We start from the raw sequence: 22,920 nt of genomic DNA on the forward strand, positions 1-22,920 counted from the left end.
GAAGATCGCCAAGCGAGACTGTCTAACAAGCCATCCAATTCCCAAATCTGACCGTATGACTGCTCCCAAATCGTTACCGTTTGATCTTTCGAAGTTCCCGCGTAGTCCTTTACTGGAAGCGGTCACTCCCATTCAGCCCCTTCCTCGCCTTAGTGCTCGCCTCGGCGGCCCAGACATCTTTGTCAAGCGCGAGGATCTCAACGGGATTGGTGCTGGTGGCAACAAGTTGAGGAAGCTGGAGTTTCTCATCGGAGAGGCGTTGGCGGCGGGCGCAGACACCATTATTACCGTTGGTGCTCGACAGTCCAACCATGCACGTCTTACTGCGGCTTCAGCGGCGCGCGTCGGCCTGAAGTGCGAACTTGTCTTGACGCGGGCCGTTCCCCGATTTGACGACGACTACATTAATAATGGAAACATCTTGCTTGATGCGCTGTTTGATGCGCACGTGCATGATCTACCGGGCTCGACTAACGCGCTCGAATTCGCCGAAGACCGTGCCAATGAGCTGCGTAGGCAGGGCCGGCGCGTATATGTGTGTCCATTGGGCGGCTCGAGCCCTATCGGCTGCTTGGGATATGCTGAATGTGCGAGGGAGATCGTGGCCCAATCCGACGCCTCTGGATTGATGTTTGATCGCATCATGCTCGCTAATGGGAGTGGCGGCATGCACGCGGGGCTCGTCGCCGGATATGTAGCGCTTGGGCTTGACCCAGCTCTAATAATCGGCTTCGCTGTTTACGGAAGCGCCCTAAAGTCGACCGAGATTACGGTCGACAAGGCCAATCAGACTGCGCGCCTAATCGATGATGAGCTGAAAGTGGAGGCCAGCTCCATTTCAATCGATGACTCGCAATTGGGTCCCGGTTATGGAGTACCAACGAAAAGTATGCTGGCGGCTGTTCGCCTTATGGCGTCAACAGAAGGAATTCTGCTCGATCCGGTTTACAGCGGGAAGGCGTTTGCCGGCCTCGTAGATAGCGTTCGGGCGGGAAAGTACGTTGCGGGTCAGAAGTTACTATTCGTGATGTCAGGCGGACTCCCGGGGCTATTCGCGTACCGAGCCGAATTTTGAGTTTACAGCATCGTCCATAGGCTGGCCGCCGCTCCGATCACCAGAGACAAGCGGCAATTGAATGGTTCAACGCGGAATTCCGCGGAACGCGGCGCGGATCTTGAGGAAGAAGTACTCCTCGTCGCGGTACCCGTAAGCCCTGCGCTTGATGACCTTGATGGTTTTGTTGATGCCTTCGACAACGCTGGTATTGAGCGGATGGCGGCAGCGGGTCACGATCCCGTGCCAGTAGCCCTGCAAGCGTTCGGCGAACTTTTGCAAGGCAGCGATCCCGCTTTGCTGAGCCCGTTCGAACCATTGCCCTCAAGCCTTGTCCGCCCAGGCTGACTTTCGGTAGAACCAGAGCCGTCTGAGCTCGTCGCGTAGCACGTAGACGCATAACAGCGACTGATTGGCGGCCAGCAACTCCTTAAACTGCACAGCCTGTTCTGGCTTCAGATTGTGCCGGTTGCGCAGAAACAGCCAGCGGCTGGACTTCAGAACCTTCCGGGCCGGCTTGTCATGTCAGAATTGATTGGCCTGATCCACACGTACCCGGTCGATCACTTCGCGGCCGTACTTGGCCACGACGTGGTACAGGTCAAAGACGATTTCCGCTTGCGGGCAATGCTCCTTGATCTCAAGCTCATAGGCCGTGGTCATGTCGATGGCGACCGCTTCGATGCGCTCGGCAACGCCTTCTGGCAACTGTTCGAAGAAGGTTCGAGCCGTCTCGCGCGAGCGTCCAGGGCCCACCCAGAGCACATGTCGGCCGATCGGATCGACCACCACCGTGGCGTAGCGGTGGCCCTTATGCAGCGCAAACTCGTCCATCGCCAGATAGCGGATCGTCGACCAGTCCGGCTCGGCCACGCGCGCCCGCAGGCGCATCTTGTCTATCGATTTGACCGTGTGCCAGCCCAGGTCGTAGAAGGCCGCCACCGCCTGCACGCTGGCGGCCTGCAGCAGCTTCTCGCACGCCTTGGCGAACCGCTCAGTTACTCGCTGGTAGCGGCCCAGCCACGCCAGCTTCTCCAGTCGCGGACCACCGTAGTGTTCGCACCAGACCCGGCGACGAGGCACATGCAACACCACCCGGCATTCGAACAGCGGCAGATCGCACACTCGACGAACCGTCGTCTCGTGGATCTGCTGGCAGCGTGCACCGCATTGCTCGCGGCACATGACCTGCTGATCAGCTTCAGGTGCAGCGATAGCGTGCGGCCTTCGCCTTCCGGCCATTCCACACGCTCTAACCGATAACCCGTCCAGCAACCCAGTGCCTGAAGCGCCTTGCGATCGAGCAATTCTTCCTCCTGACCTCCTTAAAGTCGGGCGTCAGGTTACGCAATCGCTCTCAAACTCTCCACGGTTTTCCGCGATGAACCAATTGAATTGGGTGCGCCTGCCGGTGAGGCAGCATGATGCGTAGCCGTGCGAGCGTTCGAGCGCTCGGACCCACCCGGTCGGCCCATTCGTCGAGCGTGCGCTGTTCAGACTGATCTTCAACAAGCCCATTCGCAATCGCACCGATCCGACGTTCGCGCGGCATCGGCAAATATAACGGCGAGGCGGGCGCCGTCTCGAGTTCGTCGAGCAAGACACGCACCAGCCGTGTTCGGGCTTCGGTCAGCGCGTCATCGGTTGGCCACTCTGCGACACACACGATAAGCTCGCGCAACAACTGGCTCACCTCAATAATGACGGCTGCCCGTGGCAGATCACGGTATGCCTGCACATCGAAATAGAGGCTTCGATATGCGAAGCGGCCCTGCATGACTGCGCGATGCCGCACCCCTTCGGGTAACCAGATCGCCTGCAGCGGTTCGAGGTGGCCAATCCGATCGGCCGTTAGCAGCGTGATCGCGCCTTCGGTCAGATACAGCAGCTGCGTTCGCTGATGGGCGTGCCATTGGGAATCGTGTTCCCTTGATTCGGATGCGATGCCGATGATGGGACACGACGCAGCATCGAGGTCGAACATATGATTCGACTCATAATGTGCCATGTCTGTTCTGCGATGTTTTATGTCATGACATCGCGGTTATCTTCGCTTATGCGTCGGTATGCTATCCACCTCAATTTGGAGGAAATCATGGCGCATCGACAGATCTCGACCCTCGGCGAAACGAGGCTGCTGCCAATATGGATTCTCTGGCCTTGGTGGCACTGCCGCAGATGGCCGAAAAGGTGCTTGCTTCAAGCCTGCCGAACATCGCTCGTGTTTTTCACATGAGCGCAGCCCGAACTCAATGGGCGATGAGCATTTTCTTTTTGGGTTTCACCGTCGGCGTTTTCCTTTGGGGACGCGTATCCGACCACGTCGGACGGCGTCCGGCGATGCTGTGCGGACTCGCGATTGGGATGGGCGGGACACCCTTTGCGGCCCGCGCGCCCAGTTTTGGCCTCGTTCTCGTGTGCGGCTTCGTCCAAGCGGTGGGCCTCGAGACATGTTCGGTCACCACGCAAACAATACTACGGGATTGCCTGAACGGTGCAGCACCCGCCGTTTCGTTACGGTCGCTATGGTCCTTGCCTGGTCACCCGCACCTCGACCGAGGAATTATGAATGTGCGCAGCTCCCTTAATGACGACGTCCATGAGAAGCTTTCTCTGACCAGCGTTTATCATAATCTCGTTCATCACTCTGCAGAGCAGTGAATCCGTTATGAAATCGGAGATACAGGTTCTATTGCAATAAGGAGCGAAGGTCGTGGCGACGGCTTACGGAGTGCGACTTCGTCCATTTCGAAATCGCGGATCGATTTTAGTTTGGCGACAGAAAATCGTCTGCGTCGTTCAGCGCACACAGAGTCAGGAAATCTGATATATGAGAAAACCGATTCTCCCCTTGTTCGCGGGGATCCACCGCGGGCGACTTGCGATTGGAATGTGCGTTGCGACCGTGCTGTCGCTGAGCGTGCATGCAGTGATGCTGCAATTGTTCCATGCGCCGTATCCGGGTGCGTCTCTGGGTTCAAAACTGCCGGCAGTCGTCAACGACGCGGTGATGATCTACGCGGCGTCGTGGCTCTATCGGTCCCTGTGCCTATCGCTCCCGTTGCGCTCGCCGCTTTGCCGCATCACCGTACTTTTCGTGATTCTCGCCTGCCTCAACGAGACTTTGCGCGGCTGGTTCATGAATGGATACTGCTCGACGCCTTGGACGACGAGCTGGCTTTACGAGACATTTACTAGCCTTCGAGGAATCGCGTACTACGCCGCTGCCTCAGTCATGAGTGCCGCCATCTACCGCTGCAGGCAACGCAGCGGGAGGATTGTCGCCGCAGTGTTGCTTGCGTTGCTATTGAATTTCGTTTTGATGTCGCGGTTGGCGTCCGTCCTCTCGATCGTCCTCGCCTACGTCGAAAGTTTGGCGCCGACGGGCGGCCGGTGTCAGATGCCGTATGGGCCGGAGGTCCTGATTCCAGCCTACCTAAGCTTCGTCGAACCAGCTATTGCCAGCCTCTTTTGCGTTGCGTTCACCTGGCGGTATTCGAGTGCACGGCGATGCGCGTTCGCATGGCAATTCGCGGTGCTTGTGCTCGCACTCAAGAAGCAGCTATTGATGGCGTATGTCTACGCAATTTACGCGCCAATGCCCGCTTGGACTGCCCTCGCAAGCATGGGGCAATTCACGTTGGAGGCGGCGGCGCTGGGGCTCCTGACCGCGGTGGCGTGGCAGTTTGCAAAGGACGGCCCGCCTTGCGGATGAAAGGGCGCGCAGGAAATTCGAGGGTGCCGAAGTGAGGCTGGCCCAATTTCCGTCCCGGTCTTAGTTGGAAAATTCCGGCTCTTCGGGGCGGGCCGAATCGGCCCGATCGGTGCACTGGCGGGCGAATTCCGCCGGCGTCATCCACTGCAGCGCAGAGTGAGGACGCGCCTCGTTATAGTACTCGCGCCAGACCTCGATTTTGCGTCTGGCGTCCTCCAGCGACAAGAACCAATGCGCGTTGAGGCATTCCTCCCGGAAGCGTCCGTTGAAGGATTCGTTCTTCGCGTTGTCGGTCGGCTTGCCAGGACGTGAGAAGTCAATCTCCACGCCGTTCTCGTACGCCCATTTGTCGAGCGCCTTCGAAATGAACTCGCTGCCATAGTACATGCAGAATGTCAGCCATCAGGGGTAACGGGCATCCTTTGGATTTCCCGTTCACCGCCCGCCGGAGGAAACCGAAATGGCCGACTTGCTCGAAGGTGCGCTGCCCCTGAACCTTGTGGCGATCGACGTCGCCCGTTATTCGAATGCCGTGTTGATCGAGTTGTCGGACGGGAAGCGTCAGCGCTTCCGGATGACCAACAACGCTTCTGACTTTGACCGGCTGTTGAGTTACCTTCAAGCGCTACCCGGCAATTGCCGGGTAGCGCTTGAGCCGACCGGTGACTACCATCGCCCGCTGGCTCACCGTCTACTCACGGCCGGGCACGAGGTAGTCAGCATCAATTCCGTGGCACAGGCGCGGTATCGCGAAGCCATGTTCAACTCTTGGGACAAGAACGATCCGAAGGACGCACAGGTCATCCTGGAAATGCTCAGGCGTGGCACATATCAGCGTTACGTGGACCCGCAGATCGCCGGCCATCATGACCTGCAGGAACTTGCAAAGACCTACTACCAGGTTTCTCGCGCACGCACCAAGGTGCAGCACTCACTGATCAATCACTGCCTGCCCCTGTATTTCCCGGAAATGCACCGCTATTGGTGCACCACCCGCAACGAGTGGTTCGTGCGCTTTCTGCTCGAGTTTCCGACACCGACGCACGTACGCGCTCTAGATCGCGAAAGCTTTGTGGCTGCTGCATGGGATCTGGTCGGTCGCAAGGTGAACAAACGCGCCAAACTCGAAGAGATATGGGAAACAGCGGCACACACCGCTGCCTTGCCTCACGCGCTGGATTGCTTGGCTGTCGAGACATTCCGCATTACGCTGCGCCGGTACCAGGAGCTCAACGTGCTGCGAGAGGCAATCGAGGCGCGCGCCGAGGTGGAGCTTCACGATAATGCCGACTTCGCTCATCTAAAGACACTGCCGGGCATTGGCTCGGTGATCGCCATGACTATCCTCGCCGAGGCCGGCGACCTGCGCCGTTTCGGTCACCACCGTCAGTTCCTGAAGTACTGCGGGTTCGACCTGGCGAAGATACAGTCGGGCACCCAGCGGGGACGTGAGCAACTCTCCAAGCGCGGCAATGCGCGGTTGCGGCTAGCCTTCTGGATGGCAGGCATGGCTGCCGTGCGCATGAAGGAGAACTCCTTCCGCTCGAAATATGAACGTTACGTCCACGCTAATCCGGACGACGCTGACCTCAAGCGCAAGGCATTGACCGCCGTGGCAGCGAAGATGGCTCGCGTGGCTTACAGCATGATCAAGAAGAACCAGCCTTACAGGCAGTTCTTCGAACTCGGTTTACCCAGTGGATCGATCCCTCTCTCGGCTGCCGTAGGGGCGCAGGCGACCCCGTAGATAATGCTCGGACCTTCCGCTGGGGCTTCTATGCTGTTTTAGGTACGGTGAAGATCACGTCGTGTGCGATGAATCTTGTGTCCACTATGGTCAGCAAGCCTCCCCGATGCCGCGGAAGACCACTGGTTGGTTGTCATTCGCTCTTTGACAGCTCGCGCGCTGCATCTGGCCGTGCGCGCGGCCCCGCTTTGCCTAGCGTTGCACATTCTGTTTGCATTTAGAACGTTGTCTGCCTTGATATAGCGTGGAAGCGGGCGATGCTGCGCAAGCCGGGTCAGCGCGGCGACAACGTGTTCGCCACGCAATGAGCCGTCGACTTCAATCGCCAAGCATTCCCGCGTGTAGTTGTCCACGATCGTGAGCGTGCGCAAGCGTCGACCATCAAACAACGCATCAGCGACGAAGTCCATACTCCAGATTTCATTGATTGCGCTCACTGACTGCTTTGGCTGTCGGCGCCGGGCAGACTTGTTTCGACGAGGTCGCTTGTGGCGCAACGAAAGGCCCAGTTCGCGATACACGCGTTCTACTCTCTTATGGTTGTCCCTCCAGCCTTCCCGGCGAAGCATCACGTACACGCGGGGCGCACCATAATGCACCCGCACTTCCGTGATCTCCTTGATGCGCATCTCCAGCGCGCTTTGATCCCGCGCGACCGACTCGTAACGGTAGACCGTGCGGGACAGTTGCAACAACGCGCAGGTCTGCCGCTGGCTTGCGCCGAAACGCTGCATCAAGTCCGTGACAAGCTCACGGCGCCGAGAAGGCTTCAGAGCTAATAGGATGGTCCGCCCCTCCCCGAGGGGGGAAACTTAACCCCCGAAACCGTCGGAGAATGATCATGCGTATCGTTCCTCACAGCTGCGCCGTCTACGGCGTCGACCTGGGCAAGACGACGTTTCACATCGCCGGAGCCGACCAGGTTGGACGGCTCACCCTGAGAATCAAGCTTCGTCGAGACGCCTTGCTACAGTTCTTTGCGACAGCATCTCCCGCGCGTGTTGGCATGGAAGCCTGTCCGGGAGCGCATTGGCTGGCAAGGAAACTGATCGCGTTCGGCCACGACGTCAAGTTGATACCAGCGCAATTCGTAAAGCCCTACCTGAAGTCGAACAAGAACGACACGCTCGACGCCGAGGCAATCGCCGAAGCTGTAACGCGCCCAACGATGCGATTCGTCCCTGTCAAACGCCACGAGCAACTTGACATGCAAGCGCTACATCGCGTGCGTGCCCAATTCGTTCACCAGCGCACGGCCATCGTGAGTCAGTTTCGCTGCTTTCTGCTCGAATACGGCATCGCCATCCACACCGGTATCGGCATGTTCCGACGCGATGCCACTCGCATTCTTGCGGACGATTCCAACGATCTGACGCCGACTATGCGACAGCTGTTGACGGATCTGTGGTCGGATTTCCTGCGCATCGACGAGCGCGTCACCACACTTTCCGGTCAGATCGAAGCCTCCGCCAAGCACGATGACGTTGTACAGCGCCTCACGACGATTCCGGGAATTGGCCCGCTTGGGGCAAGCGCTTTATGCGCAGCCATTGGAAATGGCAAGCAGTTCCGCAGCGGACGCGACTTGGCTGCATGGATCGGCCTCGTTCCGCGTCAGCATACGACCGGCGGCAAGCCAACGCTCTTGGGCATCAGCAAACGCGGCAATACGTACCTGCGTCGCTTACTTGTATTAGGCGCTCAGTCCTGTCTGATGCATCTGGATCGCTCAAGAGATCGGCTCGGACGATGGCTCGATACGCTTGAGAGCAGGATGCATCACAACAAGGTCGTGATAGCGCTGGCGAACAAACTTGCTCGCGTCGCCTGGGTTGTGCTCACGCGCCCGGGAGCCCTGTACGAAAAAATGGATCCTCGCTTTTAAAACCGCATCGACCTCAAGTTTGCAGGGACGTGGAATCGAGATGACGCAACAGTTGACTGGCGTGCTGTAAGCCTTGGTCAAAAAAGCGGGCCAGGAAGCCCGAGCCAACTTATTAGGAACGGTACGCGCAGATCTCATCATGGCCTGAACGCCAAAAGCGTTCGACTCGCGAGAGGCCGGATACATTTACGCAAACTGACATGCGTCGGATCGACAACGCTCGCCTTGCAAAGCCGGGGCGGACCATACATTTTTTGACAGCACGTCCTGCAGCATGGCCTTGTCCAGCGACAAATCTGCTACGAGCCGCTTGAGCTTCGCGTTCTCTTCTTCAAGCTGCTTCAGCCGGCGCAGCTGCGATGGCGACAGCCCGCCGTACTTCGTGCGCCAGTTGTAAAACGTCGCGTCGCTGATCCCCATCTTGCGGCAGACCTCCGCGACAGGCGTGCCCAACTCGGCCTGCTTCAACGCGTATGCGATCTGCTCTTCGGTGAACTTGCTCTTCTTCACGGCATGACCTCCAAGTCTCGATGACATCGTCATGCCGGAATTTTCCACTTCCAAGTGGGACAGTTTTGTGGGCTAGGGTCAGACGAGGTGCGCAATTCACACAGTTCGCCGAGCCGAACGTCGACGCCCGTCACACGCACCAACGTACCAATGACTTCGAGCACTTTGCCGCGCGTCTCCACATGCGGCAGCTGGAGCGCTCCGCAGTGAAATTGCGTCGATAAGCGGAATTTGAAAAAGCCGATTTGTCTAAGGTTTCACTTGAATCTTGGGGGGGCCAGGTCTATAAAAGATCTATTCGTCCCTCACGGGATGTGCGGCGGCCCCCGGGAGAGTAAAACAAAGAATGTCCTCTCGGTATTTATTCCCTTTAGGTCGCGCAAGCATTACTAATATTTATTCCTCTATTACCGACCCACTTCGCAGTCGGTCCGATTCTTCCGGGATTAATTCGGGTACGTGGCTGCCCGGTCCTCGGTATGCCCTCAGCGCCACACGCAAACCGAATTTATTTTGAGCAGCATCGATTTTTCGGTGCTACGGAGCAATTGTGCGAAAGCGAACAATGAACAAACCTTACCCAAAAACTTGACCATACAGCGGCGTTGTCGTCGCACTGGGGTTGAAAATGAATCGCATACCGAGTTTCGTGAAACGGCTGAGCTGGTTGTCAGCCGTGTTCCTCATCGTGTTGGCAGCAGGGTGCGGTGGTTCTTCACATAGTCAACCGGCTTCCGCGCCGGGTGGAACTCAGGACACGACCCGTCCCATTGTCAGCGCGGCAGTGCCCGCGCCAGGCGCTACGGGTGTCGGAGTAACGACGAAGATCGTCGTCACTTTCAGTAAAGACATGGCCCCGGCGACGATTTCCGCGTCGAGCTTTACCGTCAGCGGTCCAGGCGCCACCCCGATTGCCGGCACGGTGACCTATAACGTTGCCTCGCGAGCCGCTGTATTCACATCCACGAATACTTCGCTGCCGGTTGGATCGGTTCTCACGGCAACGATAACCACTGCCGCGAAAGACGCCTCGGGTAACGCGCTGCAGAGCAATTTTGTGTGGACCTTCACCACGGCGGCCGCTCCGGATGTGACTCCGCCGACGGTGACGCTTAGCGTGCCTGCCGCAGGTGCCACCAACGTTGCCCTGAATACCCACATTGCAGCGACCTTCAGCGAAGACATGGATCCGTCGACGATCACGGCGACCAGCTTCACACTGACCGGCCCGGGCAGCGCGCCAGTTGCGGGTACGGTGTCGTACGCGGCCGGGGCAAAAAGTGCCATCTTCACACCGACCACGCCCGCGGTCCTGAGTGCGGCAACCACCTACAACGCAACGGTTACGACCGCTGCCCATGATCTTTCCGGCAACGCGATAGCGAGCGAGTTCGTGTGGACGTTCACCACGGGAACCACCACGGACACGACGCCTCCTTCGATCGTATCGGCCAACCCGGCCAATGCTGCGACCGGTGTTTGCACCAACAAGTCGGCCAACGTTACCTTCAGCGAGGCGATGGACCCGTCGACCATTACCGGAGCCACGTTCACCGTCGCGGCGTCGAACACGCCCACCATCCTGCTCTCAGGGACTGTTGCCTACGATGTGCCGAGTAAGGTGGCAACCTTTACCGCGACCAACGCGCTGGTAGCTAACACGAGCTACAACGTCACGGTCACGACCGGGGTGAAAGATCTCGCGGGCAATGCTCTGGCATCGGCTTCGGTGACGACATTCACGACGAATTCGTCCCTATGCACGACGGCACCGGCACTGGGAGCCGCCCAGTCCTTTGGTTCGTTCGGGGGAAATGCAACGGTCACCAACGCCGGATTGAATACAGTAATTCATGGCGACCTGGGTGTGAATGCCGCTTCGACGAAGATAACGGGGCTGACCGATTCGAGCGGCACCCAATTTACGACTACCCCCAGCAATAACGGACTCGTAACGGGGCTGGTGTACACACTCACTGCGCCTGCCAATTCGGTCCCTGGGCTCGCGGTCACTCAGGCAAGTCATGACGCCACAATCGCGTTCAATTCTCTGTCACCGGCTTCGTTGCCGGGCGGTATCGATGTTTCGAGCCTGGCCCAATGTCCGAGCTGTGGCGGCACTGGAGGAGGCGCGGACGAACTCGCAGGCCGTACGCTTCCGCCGGGCATCTATTTGTCCAGCACGGGCACGTTCGATATTGGTGGTGTTGGCCGCACAACAGCCAATCTGACGCTCGATGCGGGTGGCGACGCCAATGCAGTCTGGGTCTTCCAGACAGCAGCCGGTACAGGCACCTTGAATGTTGGCCTCACCGGACCCGCGACACCTGCGGTGCCGATCCAGGTATTGCTCGTCAATGGAGCCCAGGCGAAGAACGTGTTTTGGTACGTACCGGCCGGCGCTGTTATCGGCACGGGGTCCACGATGACCGGAACGATGCTGGCCAATGCGGCGATCACTTTGTCGACGGTCGGCGGGACGCCTCCGACAGCCGTCATCACCACGCTCAACGGCCGGGCAATCGCGTTGACCGCCGCGGTGACGATGGTCAATACGGTTATCAATCTGCCTTCACAGTAGGACTGTCCGTGCCAGTGGAGTACCCGGCGGTAGCCGGGTACTCACTGCCCGGCCGCCGAGCACGACTGACTGCTCGCGGAACGCCTCTACCTTCGCGCGATTGCATCGATCCGGCGCCATGCTGTCTGCACGTCGGGCTGCCATACGAATCGGCCGTCGAAAGACGTGAACGTGCTGCGATTGATCGCGTCGCGGATTGCGGCCTAAGGCTTGCCCATCGCTACTCGCGCTCGTCACACACACCATAGACGTTAGTCCCGCCACGCAAGCCAATGGCGTCCATGGAAAATTCACATAGTCCTGCTTACGGGGTTGCCTACCAGCAGGCAGGAACATTTGCCGCATCGCTGGCGTCCACTCAGCGGCGTGAACGATCAGGGCTCGGACCATTTCGGCCCGGAATTGCGGGTACGCCGCCATGATCCGGGCGGCCATCCTCGCGCAGAGAGCCGATGCCGCAATCGTCGCATTGGTCGTCGTGAACAAGCGCTCGTCGGGCACGTTGTGCGTAGTGAGCAGATTGAGAGCGGGAACTCCGGAAGCACCCAGCTTGTCCTTGCCGACATTGCCCCCTTCGAAAACCACGCCGGGGTTCAAGGGCCACGCGCTGTCCCATGTACGCGACATCGTGGTGAAGGGGCTGAGGCCGTCTTCCGCAGCAATCGCCGCCAGGCCCGCGATTTCAGTGTCAATCTTGCGCGTGCAGGCGCCGACGGTCGGTGCATTCCAAGCTTGTCCCGGGTCGTGCACGACGTTCGTCGCCAAGCTATCGGGATACGTCATCCAAGCGTCGTGACTGCGGGTGTTGCCAGATGCCAGAACGAACAGCCGCGGGGTTTCTCCTCCGCCATCGACATCTGACGCAAGGCGCTCAAGCATCGCCGACCACGAGGAGGGGCGACCGCAATCTCGGTAGTCGGATGCGGTGACCGCCGTCGCGAAAACCCGCGCACGGTCGGGATGGGTGATCTCCGGTCGGCTGACAGCCTCGGCGAACAGTTAGGCACGGTGCCGGACGTCACCTGCGTTGTCGCCCTCTTCGGAAACGAGCTTCACAGACACACTCCAGTCGATGCGTCACCGTGACTGGCACGACCTGTTCCATGGCCGCGATGAGTTCGCCGTAGGTAGCCAGACCTGCCAGGCCAGTCCCGTGATTGGCTGTGTCGTCGACTCCCCAGGCGAGGTTGACAGTGTGCTGGTCGGTCCATTCCAGCAGCGGCGCCAGCATCGGATGACCACGATTGACCCCGGGGTCGATGAGGCAGACATGCGGCGCGTCGGCAGCAGGCCAAACGGCGTGCGCCAGCATGTCGTCCATCCACGCGCGTTGCTCTTCAACACCCATCCCATCGAAGAAGTCAGCCGTGTCCTTCGCCTTGCGAAGTTCGGCAACGCAATTGAGTAGCAGCACCAGCTTTCCTGCTCTCATAATCGATGTCCGTTTACGAAAGGCGGCCGTTAGGCTCTCCATGCAAGGCAATGAGCAAACGTCAGCTTCTGGCCGACCTGAGTCAGACAATCTGACGCTGTCTGTTTGGTCTAGTCCAGCCTTATACAGGCGGGTCGAACGCGAGACACTTCATGCGTCCACGCCGCCGGCGAATGTCGTCGCGCGGCACGGCACGCACGGGCGTCCGTGACGCCGATACATTGGGCTAAAAGCCTTCGCGTGCCCCTACGTCCCTTCCTGCAATCCGCGATACGCGGGTAACGCCAGACTGCGGCGATTGTGCCGCGATCGGATGCCGCGGTATTGCAGCGTCCCAGTGTCGCGACTGACACGGCGATCAATGCGTCTTCTTCGCCTGATTTTTGATTGCTTCCTTGGCGTCGCCGTACTTCTTCTGCACTTCGCCGACTGCTTGCTGGACATCGCCTTTGACTTCCTGCTTCGTGTCGCCAGTGGCTCGACCAACCACCTCATTGACCTTGCCCTTTGCCTTCTCTGCGACACCCTTGACTTGATCCTTGTTCATGATGAATGCTCCGGTCACACCTGCTGGCTGGATAACCTGCCGCCCGTCGAGATCAGCGCGTTGACCGGTGCACGCGATACGGCAGAATCTGAAAAAGCAGCAATCGCTCACCGCATTCCGCGGTCACGCTGCCGCGTGTATGGCGGAAAGCCGGCCGCGCCTCTTGCTGACGTGTCACTACATCGGCGGCGTGTTACCCGAATGAAGCGCCCACCCCCATTGCGAATCCGCCATCGCAGGCCAATGGTCCTTGTCGAATCCGGAGGCGCTCTTCATCCGCTCTTCCGTTGCGTCGAGCCGGAAGCATTTCTCGTCCGTATCCAGGGTGAACGCTCCCCAAGGCACGGCAAAAAGTTTGTCGCCCATCCCGAGAAAGCCACCATACGACAGCACGACGTACGCAATCCGGCCGCTGCATACGTCCAGCATGATGTCAACAACCTTTCCGATCTCCTTGCCATCGGACGATAGAACCTTGTCGCCAGTCAGCGTGGTGGCCGCCATGACGTTGGGGCCGGCCCCGCCTGTGCTGGTTGCGTGACCGATGATCCGGGCGCCGCTGCTGTTGCTCGGCGGCTGATTGCTGGGAGAAACGAGTGTCATGACCTGCTCCTTTGTTCATTGACCGAAATGCCGGCGCGCGTCGCCGGCTAGCGTGACGGTGCGAAGCGCGCGCCGATCCGGCTCTGTTTCGAGCCAGCACGCCGCGCGCTTCGCCTGTCATCGCCCGCCGTCATGCGGGCCGAAAAACATGCTCGATTCGAGTGTTTCGTGCGGGCATGCGCGCGGGATGCCGTGACATGCTCACAGCCTGAGCATCGCTTTGAGCGCCATCGTTTCGCAGCCGCGGTATCCGTTGCTGTCGAGGCGATGACATTGGAAGTGCGGCGCATCAACGATGCTCGTCGAGGCGCCCTGCCAAGGGGGCCGGCGCCGATGCGTGCACTGTTCGCATAGCGCGCATGAGGCATGGGGAACACTTCCGAACGGGCGCGACATGCGTTCCTATCAGGTCAACCAACCCTATGCGCGACCAGCCCTGAAGTCGGTACGCTGCCGTACCCATGCGGGAGCGGCTGCGAGGCGATCGCGGGCGCCTGTCGCGACCTCAAGCGTCGATTGCAAATGGCAAGCCGATTTTCGAAGCATGCGGGCATCGCGAATGGCGAACACGCCTCTGCCCGTCGAATGCCGGAGTCTCTCCAAATTTTTCGGGAACGGTAATTCGGTGACTTAACTGAAGCGATTCTGCGATCGGGGGCTGGAAATCGTGTTGCCAGTCAGCCCCTGTCGATGCACATCGCGAGAAATCATGCCGTCCTCCAGGACCGCGCACATCGCGCCGAACAACATGATCGCGATTGCCATAAGGCCGGCGCAGCCGATGATCCTGAGCGTCTTCATTTCGCCTCCTGCCATAAACGATGGCTGTCGCGATCCGGATCATCTTGCGGCTTCACTGCCGCGGATGAGATCGCCGTCGTTGACCAGTCATCGCGTGACGAGCACGTGAACGAGACGCCCTATCTCAATCCGAAATAGCCGAGGACGAACAGAACGATGACCACGGCGCCAACGAGCCAGACTACGTTGTACATGACAAGTCTCCTCAAGTGAGACACTGACCTGCTCAGTTGCGCGACCGGTGGGCCACTGACCCACACGGACGGAACTTGCAGCGAAACCCGGCGTTGTGCCGCAACAAAGGCTTGCTCGATTGCGACAGTTATCGGTTCGAATGCGCGCCTCGCGACCAGGACCTGGTGCGCGAAGGACACGCCGTCACGTTCTCGCATGCGGCAGCGCATGTCTGTACGGTAGTAGAAGTGAGGTCCCGATGCGTTCCGTGCAATATGCATTCGCTAACTCCGCTTGCGGGCATCCCACGCTAGGTATACGAATCCAAGTGACCGTGACCGCCGGCCGGCTGCGTCAATGGGGCATGCGGCGCTCGTCGACAAGGCACATTCGCGAGTGGTGCCTGGTCCCGCTGCCGTTGTCGAGCCACGGGCTTCTATTTTCATTCTTCCGATTCGCGTCGCGATGTCCGATCGCACACCGCCGACCCCATGCCAGTTAGATGTAACCCGTTGCGTGAAGCACGGTGCGAGGGGGAATGGCCCCCCCCGTGACGCCTTCGTGTTCAATCAGGTTTTTTTGACAGATTCCTTCGCGTCGCCAAGATTCTTTCGGGCCTGGCCGGCCGCTTGCTGGAGATCGCCTTTGACTTCCTGTTTCGTGTTGTGCGTGGCCCGGCCGATGGCTTCATTCACCTTGCCTTTTACCTTTTCCGCAGTTCCCTTGACTTGATCCTTGTTCATGGTAGAGCTCCAATACGTAACTGGTTCGTGGATGACGCAGCGACCTTCTGCCGTCAGGTGATGACACGGTCCGACCGATGGATCGGTATTTGATGAAAATCCTCTGTTATCCAGATCGTTCGCCCGGCTTGGCGAGTGCGCTTCAGTGTTCCGGCGGACGATTCGTGACAACGTCGCGCGTCGCCAGCCAGTACGGCTGCCGATTGTAGAACTGATGAAGCGACGACCCCCACTGCTCATCCGCCATCGAGGGCCAATGGTCCTTGTCGAACGCGGGGGCATTTTTTACGTGGTCCGCGGTAACGTCGAGCCGGAAGCATTTTTCGTCCGTATCCAGGGTCAGCGCATTCCACGGGATGGCGTAAAGTTTGCCGCCGATGCCGAGAAAGCCCCCGCTTGACAGCACGGCATAGGCGATCCGACCGCTGCGTACGTCCAGCATGATGTCTGAAATCTTCCCGATCTCCACCCGGTCAGACGTGAAGAGCTTATTGCCCTTGAGCGTATCGGCCTCCATCACGTTGGGGCCTGGTCCCTCGCCGGTCCCGCTGCCGACAATCGAGGCACCTGTATCGCTGGTCGATGGCCGATGGGTCTGGTCTGGTATCGTCATGATTCCCTCCTGGGTACGTTTCGCGGGACGCCTGCGCGGATCGCCGGCTCGCCGCAATGGACGGCACACACACCGGTCACGCGATATGCATCGCATGACCGCCGTTCGCGTCGCCTGCCCAATGCCCGCCACTACGCGGGCAAAGTCGAGTGTTACGTTCAAGCAGCCTTTCCGCAGCGGCATGCGCTACCGGAGCAGTCGTTGCCCCTCCGCCCGGTTCGCAGACCTGTCGTTGACGACGGCATCAGAATTCGCCAGCTGCCGCGGCCGTGATGGCGTCAGGTACACATAATGCCGACGGTTACGTGTCGTACAGGCATCGCATCTCGCCGCTTATCCGTTGCGCGCCCGCCGTTCACGCGGGAGATTCAGGACATTGAGGATGGAGAGCGAACTTGCTCCGGAGACCTATTTCCCCGCGACAACGAGCTCCCCGGTATTCACATGCCTGACGCCCTTCACGCTTCGGGCAATATTCTTGATGTGATCGATCGCATGCTGGCTTGCCAAGGAGCCTTTCAGCGTCACCACGCCGTGTGTCGTCATCACGCTCACATCGAAGCCCTTGCTGAAGCTGTCCGAAAGAATCTTTGATTTCACCTTGGTGGTGATCCAGCTATCGGACACCGCGCGCTCCGTCTTCGCGACGGCGCCATGTTCGGCCAGTGAGCCAGCACCCGTCGGCACCTCGAGGTTGTCACTGACACGCTGAACCCCGTCGACCGACCGGGCCGCCGATTCGGCCACCGACTTCGCATGCAAGCTGCTTGCCACCCCGTCGAGGGTGACCACGCCGTCGATGGTGGTGACGCTGATATCGGATTTTCCGAGACCCTCTTCACCCATCAGCTTGGCTTTAACCTTCGCCGTGATAGCGGTGTCATCGATCGTGGTGCCGACGTTGCTGGCAGTTTTGGATATCGAACTGTCGCCTGTGGCGAAGCAGGTCGTGCCGATGCCCAACCCGGCCACCAGCCCGATCGCAATCAGTGCGGTGCGAATCGACGTATGACTCAACAAGATTCTTTTCATTCGCTTTCTCCAATGCGTCATATGAACGACTTGATCTGAACAACGTGCGCGATCCCGGTATCGAAACGTACGGTTCAATCGGCATCGGATGTGCAACGATGCCGCAGCCCGTTGGTGGGCGGCGAAATCTTCGCGGATCTCCTGACGACAGAATCGCATCATTGCCCGCCAATCTCGGCCCGGTCGGGTAGTTATGCGCGGGATGTACGGGCTCAGTCTGTCCGATGCCGGACAGTTTGCTCGCGCGCGTGGCGCGCGGAACCGGAGCGGCCTCTGTATTCGCTCGGGCCGGCCATGCGCGACTGCTCGCGCCACCCGGATGCGTCGCGATCACCGCCGGCCGGTCGGCGACGCGACGCCGCGAACGTTCTCGTCTCGCGACGTCCTGGATCTTGTGATGGATCTCGATCGCACTCTCGGTGTGACTTTTCGATCGGGCATATGCTGATCCGTGCCCGGCGGCACGACACGCTGGCTGAGCGCCTATGCGCGGCCGGGCGAATTCGGGCGCAACCAGGTCTGACAGTCATCCTCCATCGAGGAGTGACGCGTAACAGGCACCGAGGGCAGCAGATGAACGGCGACAGGGGCGAACGCAATGTCGACGAGGCGGTCGAAGGGACGTTTCCCGCCAGCGGTCCGCCGTCGATAGGCGGCGTCACCAGGATGATTTCCAAACCGGTCCGTCGAAAGCATCAACGCAAGCCGTCGCACATCAAGCACCGTTAGCGCGGGTTGCGCGGCGCTAGTCTCAAGGCCTTGCACAAACGACGGCAGTGAGGATGAATGGAATGACCTGATGCGCGACAGCCTTGCTGCCTGCAAGCCGAGAATGCGCTTCGACCGATTCGATCGGCGCCTTGACGACGACGCCGTAAATCGACCCCGGCAGAGGTTGGCCGGTCCCCGGTCTGAACAGCGCGTCATACTGCGCATAGGCGAACACGGCATAGACGTTGAAGCCAAACACCGTGAGCGCGGCGTTGCGGGTAGGCCGGAACGCGTTGACCGAATTCTGTTCGACCCGCATCGGCTCGCGATCGATATAGCCGTGACTGAACAGGCGCACGATGAATGCGTGCGCGTCGGTTTTGCAGTCGAACTGCGCGTCCAGCGCATAGGCGTGGCTCGGCGCCGGGGCAAGCCCGACTCCGCCTGCGAAGAATGCGGCCAGCATATTGAGGAGGGTTTTTCTCATCACAGTTTGCGCGAACCTGATAAGTCCGCCATGCTCGTTACCCGTGCCACCTGCCCCGCCGCCTTGCGTCGGGATCGATTGCGGGCGATCTGCGCAAGGCGGCGCTTGCCGCGTCATACCAGGCAACCGCAAGCGCGAGCGCCGGATTCAGGTTGTCTATCTTCGACCTCAGGATCAGGATCGTCGCGCCGCGCGCCTTCGTCGTTTCATGGGCGATGTTCATCGCCCACAACTGAAGCGCGCCTACCCGGTGTTACGGATGCGCGCCGGTCGCCCGTTTCGAGACGCAGCGGTACGGCAACGATGATCCACGAAGGGGCCTTTACCGACAGGAATCTCGTGTCTATATCCGATCCAGCAGGACCAGCACAATCACGACGATCAGCACCACGCCGAGCAAGCCGCTGGGCATATAGCCCCACGAACGGCTGTGCGACCAGGTCGGTATCGCACCGATCAATACGAGTATCAGCACGACGATCAATATTGTTCCCAACATGGACCTTCTCCTTTCTACTCCGTGTTTCGATGAACCCGTCGCCGCTCGCGCACCAGGGACCCTGAATCTTCCAGGCGTTGCACAAGGTCTTTCCGCAAAGTTCAATTTGATGTCGTTGAACATCCGCGATGCGTCTGAGAAACCTTCCCGGCAAAGTGAAACTGACATTGATTCGCCTCGCAGTCGGTACGGTGGAGGACATCGAGATCTCCTTAGAGACGGTTTCAAAAAGAACCAACCGGTTTGAACAGTGTCCTTCACTTTTTCAGCATTCTGTTAGCCGTGACCGTCGTGACAGACGGGCCGAGGAGATGGGCGAGCCAATCATCGATAACGGAATGAGGGCGCTAATCGAACCACTGCTACCTCCGCCCAAGCCGCGCCGCATCAAGTATCCCGGGCGCAAGCCAGTCGCGGACCGCGCGGCGTTGACAGGCATCCTGTTTGTGCTGAAGACGGGCCTTCGCCGGCGCGATTTACCGTCCGAAATGGGATGCGGCTCGGGCGTGAGTTGTTGGCGCAGGCTACGCGATTGGCAGCAAGCCGGCGTGTGGAACCAACTGAACTCAGTGTTGCTGGCGAAGCTGCGCGCGGCCGAGAAGATCCACTTCTCCCGCGTGCTCGTTGACTCATCGCCGATTCGTGCGGTTGGGACGGGCGACAAACTGGCCCTCCCACCGATCGAACGCGACCCGGTTCGAAGCACCTCATCGGCTCCGACGCCAACCGAACGGCGACAGGGGCAATCCTGACCGGCGCCAATCGTAACGACGTCACCCAACTGATTCCGCTGATCGAGGCCATCGTTCCGATCGGCGGCATGCGTGGACGGCCTCTGAGCCGTCCGGCCCGCGTTTATGTCGATCGTGGTTGCGACCACGACAAATCGTTCACGAGTGAATCAGCCCCACCAGCATCGCGCGGCGCGATCACCGTATCCGGTATGGTGAGCAGTTGACCAGTTAGGTATCGAACTCAATTTCCCGCGGCAATACCGCAGTGAATTCGACACCACGCGTCGCCAGAGTACCCTGGGCATGACTGTGTCGTTGGCACAGCTTGATTGGAATCGCAGGTCAGGCTGCCGCCACGATGACGAGAAGGGAGACTGCCCGAAGCCGGGTACGGCACCGTACCGACTTCAATCCTCGTTGTGAGCAACGTATGCCGTACGCCTCGAAATGCTCGTTTTGGCACGTTCGATACGCACCGCCCGTCACCCACCTCACTGGGGAAATCCATGAAGAAGGCAATCGTTCTAGCCGCTGCGCGCTTGGCGACCGCTGCAATATCAAGCCTTACCTTTGCAGAACAACCCTATCGCGACAATCATGGGCACCATGATGTGCGCGCTCCGCCGCGCCGTGTTTACTTTCATCACCATCGCCACGCCGCACCACATGACATGCACGAGAGCAATCGCTGACGCAACGCGCCGATTGCCCGTCACAGTACCTGAATCGACCGGCTGATCGCCAATGGGGTCGGCACGTCGAGTTTTTCGGCTTGCATGTGGACGCATCCGCACCGGTCCGAAAGCACCCACCAGAATGGACGATATCGAGGGCATTAGCCGTCATGTTCGATTTCAAGGAATCGCGCCCCGCGAGACCAGCGGCGCGCATCGAGCCTCCTGAAACACCCGGCGTGCAGGGTTTAATTACGCTTGCCGTTGGCGTCACGGTCGTCGCGGCCCTCTATTTTGCGCGCGAGATCCTGATCCCGGTCACGCTCGCGATTCTGCTCAGCTTCCTGGTCGCTCCGCTGGCCAATCTTCTTGGCCGCATCAAGCTTGGCCATGTGGTCTCGGTTCTCCTTGCGGTGACGATGTCGCTCTCGGTGATCGTGGTCCTTGGGGGAGTGATCGCCGCCCAAATCACGGATCTCGCCGTTGGCATCCCCCGCTATCAGGCAAGTATCGACAACAAGATCTCCGCCGTGCATGGACTCACGGTTGAAAAATTGAACCGGCTGGCGGGTGCCGCGGGCCAGGCGCTTCAACGAGCAACCGTGGATCAGCCGCAAGCGACGCGCAAATCGGCGCCATCCGCGTCCGGCGTCCAACAGCCCGCGGTGCTTCCCGTCGAGGTGCGCGAGCCATCCCAGACACCATTCCAGCTTGCACGGCGCGTACTATCCCCCGTCGTCCGTCCGCTCGAGACGGCTTTCATCGTATTTGTCGTCACCATCGTCATTCTGTTGCAGCGCGACGATCTTCGGGACCGCGCTATCCGGTTGTTTGGTTCGCGAGATCTCCATCGGACCACCACCGCAATGGACGAAGCCGCGCGACGCCTCAGCCGATATTTCGTTTCGCAACTCGGCGTAAACGCAGGCGTGGGCATCGTAATCGGGATCGGGCTGTCCATTATTGGCGTACCGGGCCCAGTGCTGTGGGGGATTCTGGCCGCGCTGTTGCGTCTTGTTCCCTACGTCGGAATCTGGATCTCCGCCATTCTGGCTACCGCGCTCGCCGCGGCCGTCAGTCCGGAGTGGTCGATGGCGATCTGGTCGCTGGTGCTTTTCCTGATCGTCGAGTTGCTGGTCGGTCAGGTCGTCGAGCCGCTGCTGTACGGCCATAGCACTGGCCTTTCCCCATTTTCGGTCGTCGTAGCTGCGATTTTCTGGAGCTGGATATGGGGGCCAATTGGGCTCATTCTGTCCACTCCGCTGACACTTTGCCTGCTGGTCCTCGGTCGCCACGTTACGCGGCTCGAATTTCTCGACGTGCTGCTTGGCGACCAGCCCGCGCTGACTCCGGTCGAAAACTTTTACCAGCGAGCGCTCGCCGGCGACCCGGATGACGCAATAGAGCAAGCCAGGATACTGCTTCGCGACCGGCCGCTCTCTTCCTATTACGATGAAATCGTCCTCAAGGGTTTGCAGCTTGCGGCCGACGACGTCTCGCGTGGCGGCGTATCGCCGGCACAACTGGCGCGAATCGAGACCACGGTCAGCGACCTCATCGAGGGCCTGGATGGCTTCGCGGATGCTGATCCGGCTGTCGACGCAGCAGCGCCCGACTGGGACGCACTGGCTCCGCCTGCTGCCGGACAAAAAGCATCGGGCCAATCGGCTTCGAATGCTTCTTCGCCGAGCATCGAAGCGCCCCCGGTTCGGCATGCCGACAATCAGGTCCTTTGCATAGCAGGCCGGGGGCCCCTCGACGAGCTGGCATCGGCCATTCTCGTCCAGCTTCTCGGCAAGCACGATCTCGATTGCCGGGTGGTCAACCATGACGCGGCCTCGCGCATCCGGATCGACGGTCTGGACGTCACCGCAGTGACAACAGTGTGTATTTTTTATCTCCGCATCAATGGAATCCCGTCCCACCTTCGTTACCTTTTGCGACGCGTGCGGCAACGCTTGCCGGACGCGTTGATCGTCGTCGGCCTCTGGCCGGCAGGCGATACCGATCCATGGGGCAAAGATCTCCAGAGTGCGATCGGCGCCGATCACTATGCCACTTCGATCAGGGACATGGTCAACGCATGCATTGTCTCGACCGGCACGGCAAGCGCGTTCGGCCCTGAACCGAAGCCTGACGCCGTTTGAGCGTAACGGGCATACGGTGACAAGGACGTTTGGGTGCTTGCATTTGCAACACAGGCACCAGTCCTCGAGTTGAGTCACTTGCTGTTCCCTCGATTCAGTCGTGCAACGCCCGCGCGCAAGCGTCCGGCACCGGACAGACGTCGGTCGGGAGCCAGCGCACAGATGATCCATTCGATCGAACTCGCCCGCATGACGGCAATCCCCTCGTGAGTCCGTCGAGTTCCTTTGGAG

At 59.7% G+C, this 22,920-nt stretch carries 19 protein-coding genes and 6 pseudogenes; 9 read left to right on the top strand and 16 right to left on the bottom strand.

The window, feature by feature from the left end; genetic code table 11:
- The first annotated feature begins 55 nt into the window (after positions 1-55).
- Entirely contained in the window at positions 56-1,075 is a 1,020-nt protein-coding gene (locus ABIC50_RS05760; protein ID WP_175742622.1) for a D-cysteine desulfhydrase family protein, read from the top strand.
- Positions 1,076-1,141: 66 nt separating this feature from the next.
- Here ABIC50_RS05760 and ABIC50_RS05765 read toward each other — a convergent pair.
- Positions 1,142-2,361 (bottom strand): annotated as a pseudogene (locus tag ABIC50_RS05765) (ISL3 family transposase).
- A 50-nt stretch (positions 2,362-2,411) separates the two neighbouring features.
- Positions 2,412-3,038: an AraC family ligand binding domain-containing protein gene (locus ABIC50_RS05770; protein ID WP_244110108.1), complete on the bottom strand. Its 627-nt coding sequence runs from the start codon at positions 3,036-3,038 to the stop codon at positions 2,412-2,414.
- A gap of 161 nt (positions 3,039-3,199) precedes the next feature.
- Here ABIC50_RS05770 and ABIC50_RS05775 point away from each other — a divergent pair, with 161 nt between their 5' ends.
- Positions 3,200-3,715: an MFS transporter gene (locus tag ABIC50_RS05775; RefSeq protein ID WP_175742624.1), complete on the top strand. Its 516-nt coding sequence runs from the start codon at positions 3,200-3,202 to the stop codon at positions 3,713-3,715.
- 169 nt (positions 3,716-3,884) lie between these two features.
- Positions 3,885-4,769, top strand: a complete 885-nt coding sequence (locus ABIC50_RS05780; RefSeq protein ID WP_175742594.1) for a hypothetical protein — start codon at positions 3,885-3,887, stop codon at positions 4,767-4,769.
- 60 nt (positions 4,770-4,829) lie between these two features.
- On the opposite strand, the pseudogene ABIC50_RS05785 reads toward ABIC50_RS05780, so the two are convergent.
- Positions 4,830-5,147 (bottom strand): annotated as a pseudogene (locus ABIC50_RS05785) (integrase core domain-containing protein); the annotation flags it as partial.
- An 82-nt stretch (positions 5,148-5,229) separates the two neighbouring features.
- Here ABIC50_RS05785 and ABIC50_RS05790 point away from each other — a divergent pair.
- Entirely contained in the window at positions 5,230-6,516 is a 1,287-nt protein-coding gene (locus ABIC50_RS05790) for an IS110 family RNA-guided transposase (RefSeq protein WP_354162258.1), read from the top strand.
- A 224-nt stretch (positions 6,517-6,740) separates the two neighbouring features.
- Here the strand turns inward: ABIC50_RS05790 and ABIC50_RS05795 are convergent.
- A pseudogene (locus tag ABIC50_RS05795) lies at positions 6,741-7,292 on the bottom strand (IS3-like element ISBcen15 family transposase); the annotation flags it as partial.
- Positions 7,293-7,357: 65 nt separating this feature from the next.
- Between ABIC50_RS05795 and ABIC50_RS05800 the strand changes: the two are divergent.
- The gene (locus ABIC50_RS05800; protein WP_354162261.1) at positions 7,358-8,401 is read left to right on the top strand and encodes an IS110 family RNA-guided transposase; all 1,044 of its coding nucleotides are present in this window, start codon (positions 7,358-7,360) and stop codon (positions 8,399-8,401) included.
- A gap of 252 nt (positions 8,402-8,653) precedes the next feature.
- On the opposite strand, the pseudogene ABIC50_RS05805 reads toward ABIC50_RS05800, so the two are convergent.
- Positions 8,654-8,911 (bottom strand): annotated as a pseudogene (locus tag ABIC50_RS05805) (transposase); the annotation flags it as partial.
- Positions 8,912-9,560: 649 nt separating this feature from the next.
- On the opposite strand from ABIC50_RS05805, the gene ABIC50_RS05815 reads away from it, so the two are divergent.
- The gene (locus tag ABIC50_RS05815) at positions 9,561-11,492 is read left to right on the top strand and encodes an Ig-like domain-containing protein (RefSeq protein WP_244110109.1); all 1,932 of its coding nucleotides are present in this window, start codon (positions 9,561-9,563) and stop codon (positions 11,490-11,492) included.
- Here the strand turns inward: ABIC50_RS05815 and ABIC50_RS05820 are convergent.
- From ABIC50_RS05820 to ABIC50_RS05870, 11 genes and pseudogenes are all read right to left on the bottom strand, one after another.
- Positions 11,484-12,491, bottom strand: coding sequence for a S8 family peptidase (locus tag ABIC50_RS05820; protein ID WP_341771783.1), 1,008 nt, complete (start codon positions 12,489-12,491; stop codon positions 11,484-11,486). The genes ABIC50_RS05815 and ABIC50_RS05820 overlap by 9 nt on opposite strands.
- A 19-nt stretch (positions 12,492-12,510) precedes the next feature.
- On the bottom strand, positions 12,511-12,906 hold the full coding sequence (locus tag ABIC50_RS05825; RefSeq protein ID WP_208450836.1) for a S8 family serine peptidase: 396 nt from the start codon (positions 12,904-12,906) through the stop codon (positions 12,511-12,513).
- A gap of 376 nt (positions 12,907-13,282) precedes the next feature.
- Positions 13,283-13,471 (bottom strand): CsbD family protein, encoded by a 189-nt coding sequence (locus ABIC50_RS05830; RefSeq protein WP_175742599.1) that lies wholly within the window; start codon positions 13,469-13,471, stop codon positions 13,283-13,285.
- Between the two features lie 177 nt (positions 13,472-13,648).
- Entirely contained in the window at positions 13,649-14,074 is a 426-nt protein-coding gene (locus tag ABIC50_RS05835) for a PRC-barrel domain-containing protein (RefSeq protein ID WP_175742601.1), read from the bottom strand.
- Positions 14,075-14,704: 630 nt separating this feature from the next.
- The gene (locus ABIC50_RS05840) at positions 14,705-14,875 is read right to left on the bottom strand and encodes a hypothetical protein (protein WP_175742604.1); all 171 of its coding nucleotides are present in this window, start codon (positions 14,873-14,875) and stop codon (positions 14,705-14,707) included.
- Positions 14,876-15,618: 743 nt separating this feature from the next.
- On the bottom strand, positions 15,619-15,792 hold the full coding sequence (locus ABIC50_RS05845; protein ID WP_006749231.1) for a CsbD family protein: 174 nt from the start codon (positions 15,790-15,792) through the stop codon (positions 15,619-15,621).
- A 142-nt stretch (positions 15,793-15,934) separates the two neighbouring features.
- Complete coding sequence (locus tag ABIC50_RS05850) at positions 15,935-16,405, bottom strand: PRC-barrel domain-containing protein (protein ID WP_175742606.1); 471 nt, start codon at positions 16,403-16,405, stop codon at positions 15,935-15,937.
- 408 nt (positions 16,406-16,813) lie between these two features.
- A complete protein-coding gene (locus ABIC50_RS05855; protein ID WP_354162264.1) occupies positions 16,814-17,437 on the bottom strand; it encodes a BON domain-containing protein in 624 nt (207 codons plus the stop codon).
- A gap of 751 nt (positions 17,438-18,188) precedes the next feature.
- On the bottom strand, positions 18,189-18,635 hold the full coding sequence (locus ABIC50_RS05860) for a hypothetical protein (RefSeq protein WP_175742610.1): 447 nt from the start codon (positions 18,633-18,635) through the stop codon (positions 18,189-18,191).
- Positions 18,636-18,672: 37 nt separating this feature from the next.
- Positions 18,673-18,879, bottom strand: a pseudogene (locus ABIC50_RS05865) (hypothetical protein); the annotation flags it as partial.
- Positions 18,880-18,978: 99 nt separating this feature from the next.
- Positions 18,979-19,134 (bottom strand): DUF3309 family protein, encoded by a 156-nt coding sequence (locus tag ABIC50_RS05870; RefSeq protein ID WP_175742612.1) that lies wholly within the window; start codon positions 19,132-19,134, stop codon positions 18,979-18,981.
- A gap of 311 nt (positions 19,135-19,445) precedes the next feature.
- Between ABIC50_RS05870 and ABIC50_RS05875 the strand changes: the two are divergent.
- The 3 genes and pseudogenes from ABIC50_RS05875 to ABIC50_RS05885 form a co-directional block, all read left to right on the top strand.
- Positions 19,446-20,020: pseudogene (locus ABIC50_RS05875) on the top strand (IS5 family transposase); the annotation flags it as partial.
- A gap of 354 nt (positions 20,021-20,374) precedes the next feature.
- A complete protein-coding gene (locus ABIC50_RS05880; RefSeq protein ID WP_175742614.1) occupies positions 20,375-20,560 on the top strand; it encodes a hypothetical protein in 186 nt (61 codons plus the stop codon).
- A 152-nt stretch (positions 20,561-20,712) separates the two neighbouring features.
- Positions 20,713-22,689 carry an AI-2E family transporter gene (locus ABIC50_RS05885; protein ID WP_354162267.1) on the top strand — a complete coding sequence of 659 codons (1,977 nt, stop codon included), beginning with the start codon at positions 20,713-20,715 and terminating at the stop codon, positions 22,687-22,689.
- Positions 22,690-22,920: the final 231 nt, after the last annotated feature.

It is taken from the genome of Burkholderia sp. 567, from assembly GCF_040545115.1.
Classification (GTDB): Bacteria; Pseudomonadota; Gammaproteobacteria; order Burkholderiales; family Burkholderiaceae; genus Burkholderia; species Burkholderia ambifaria.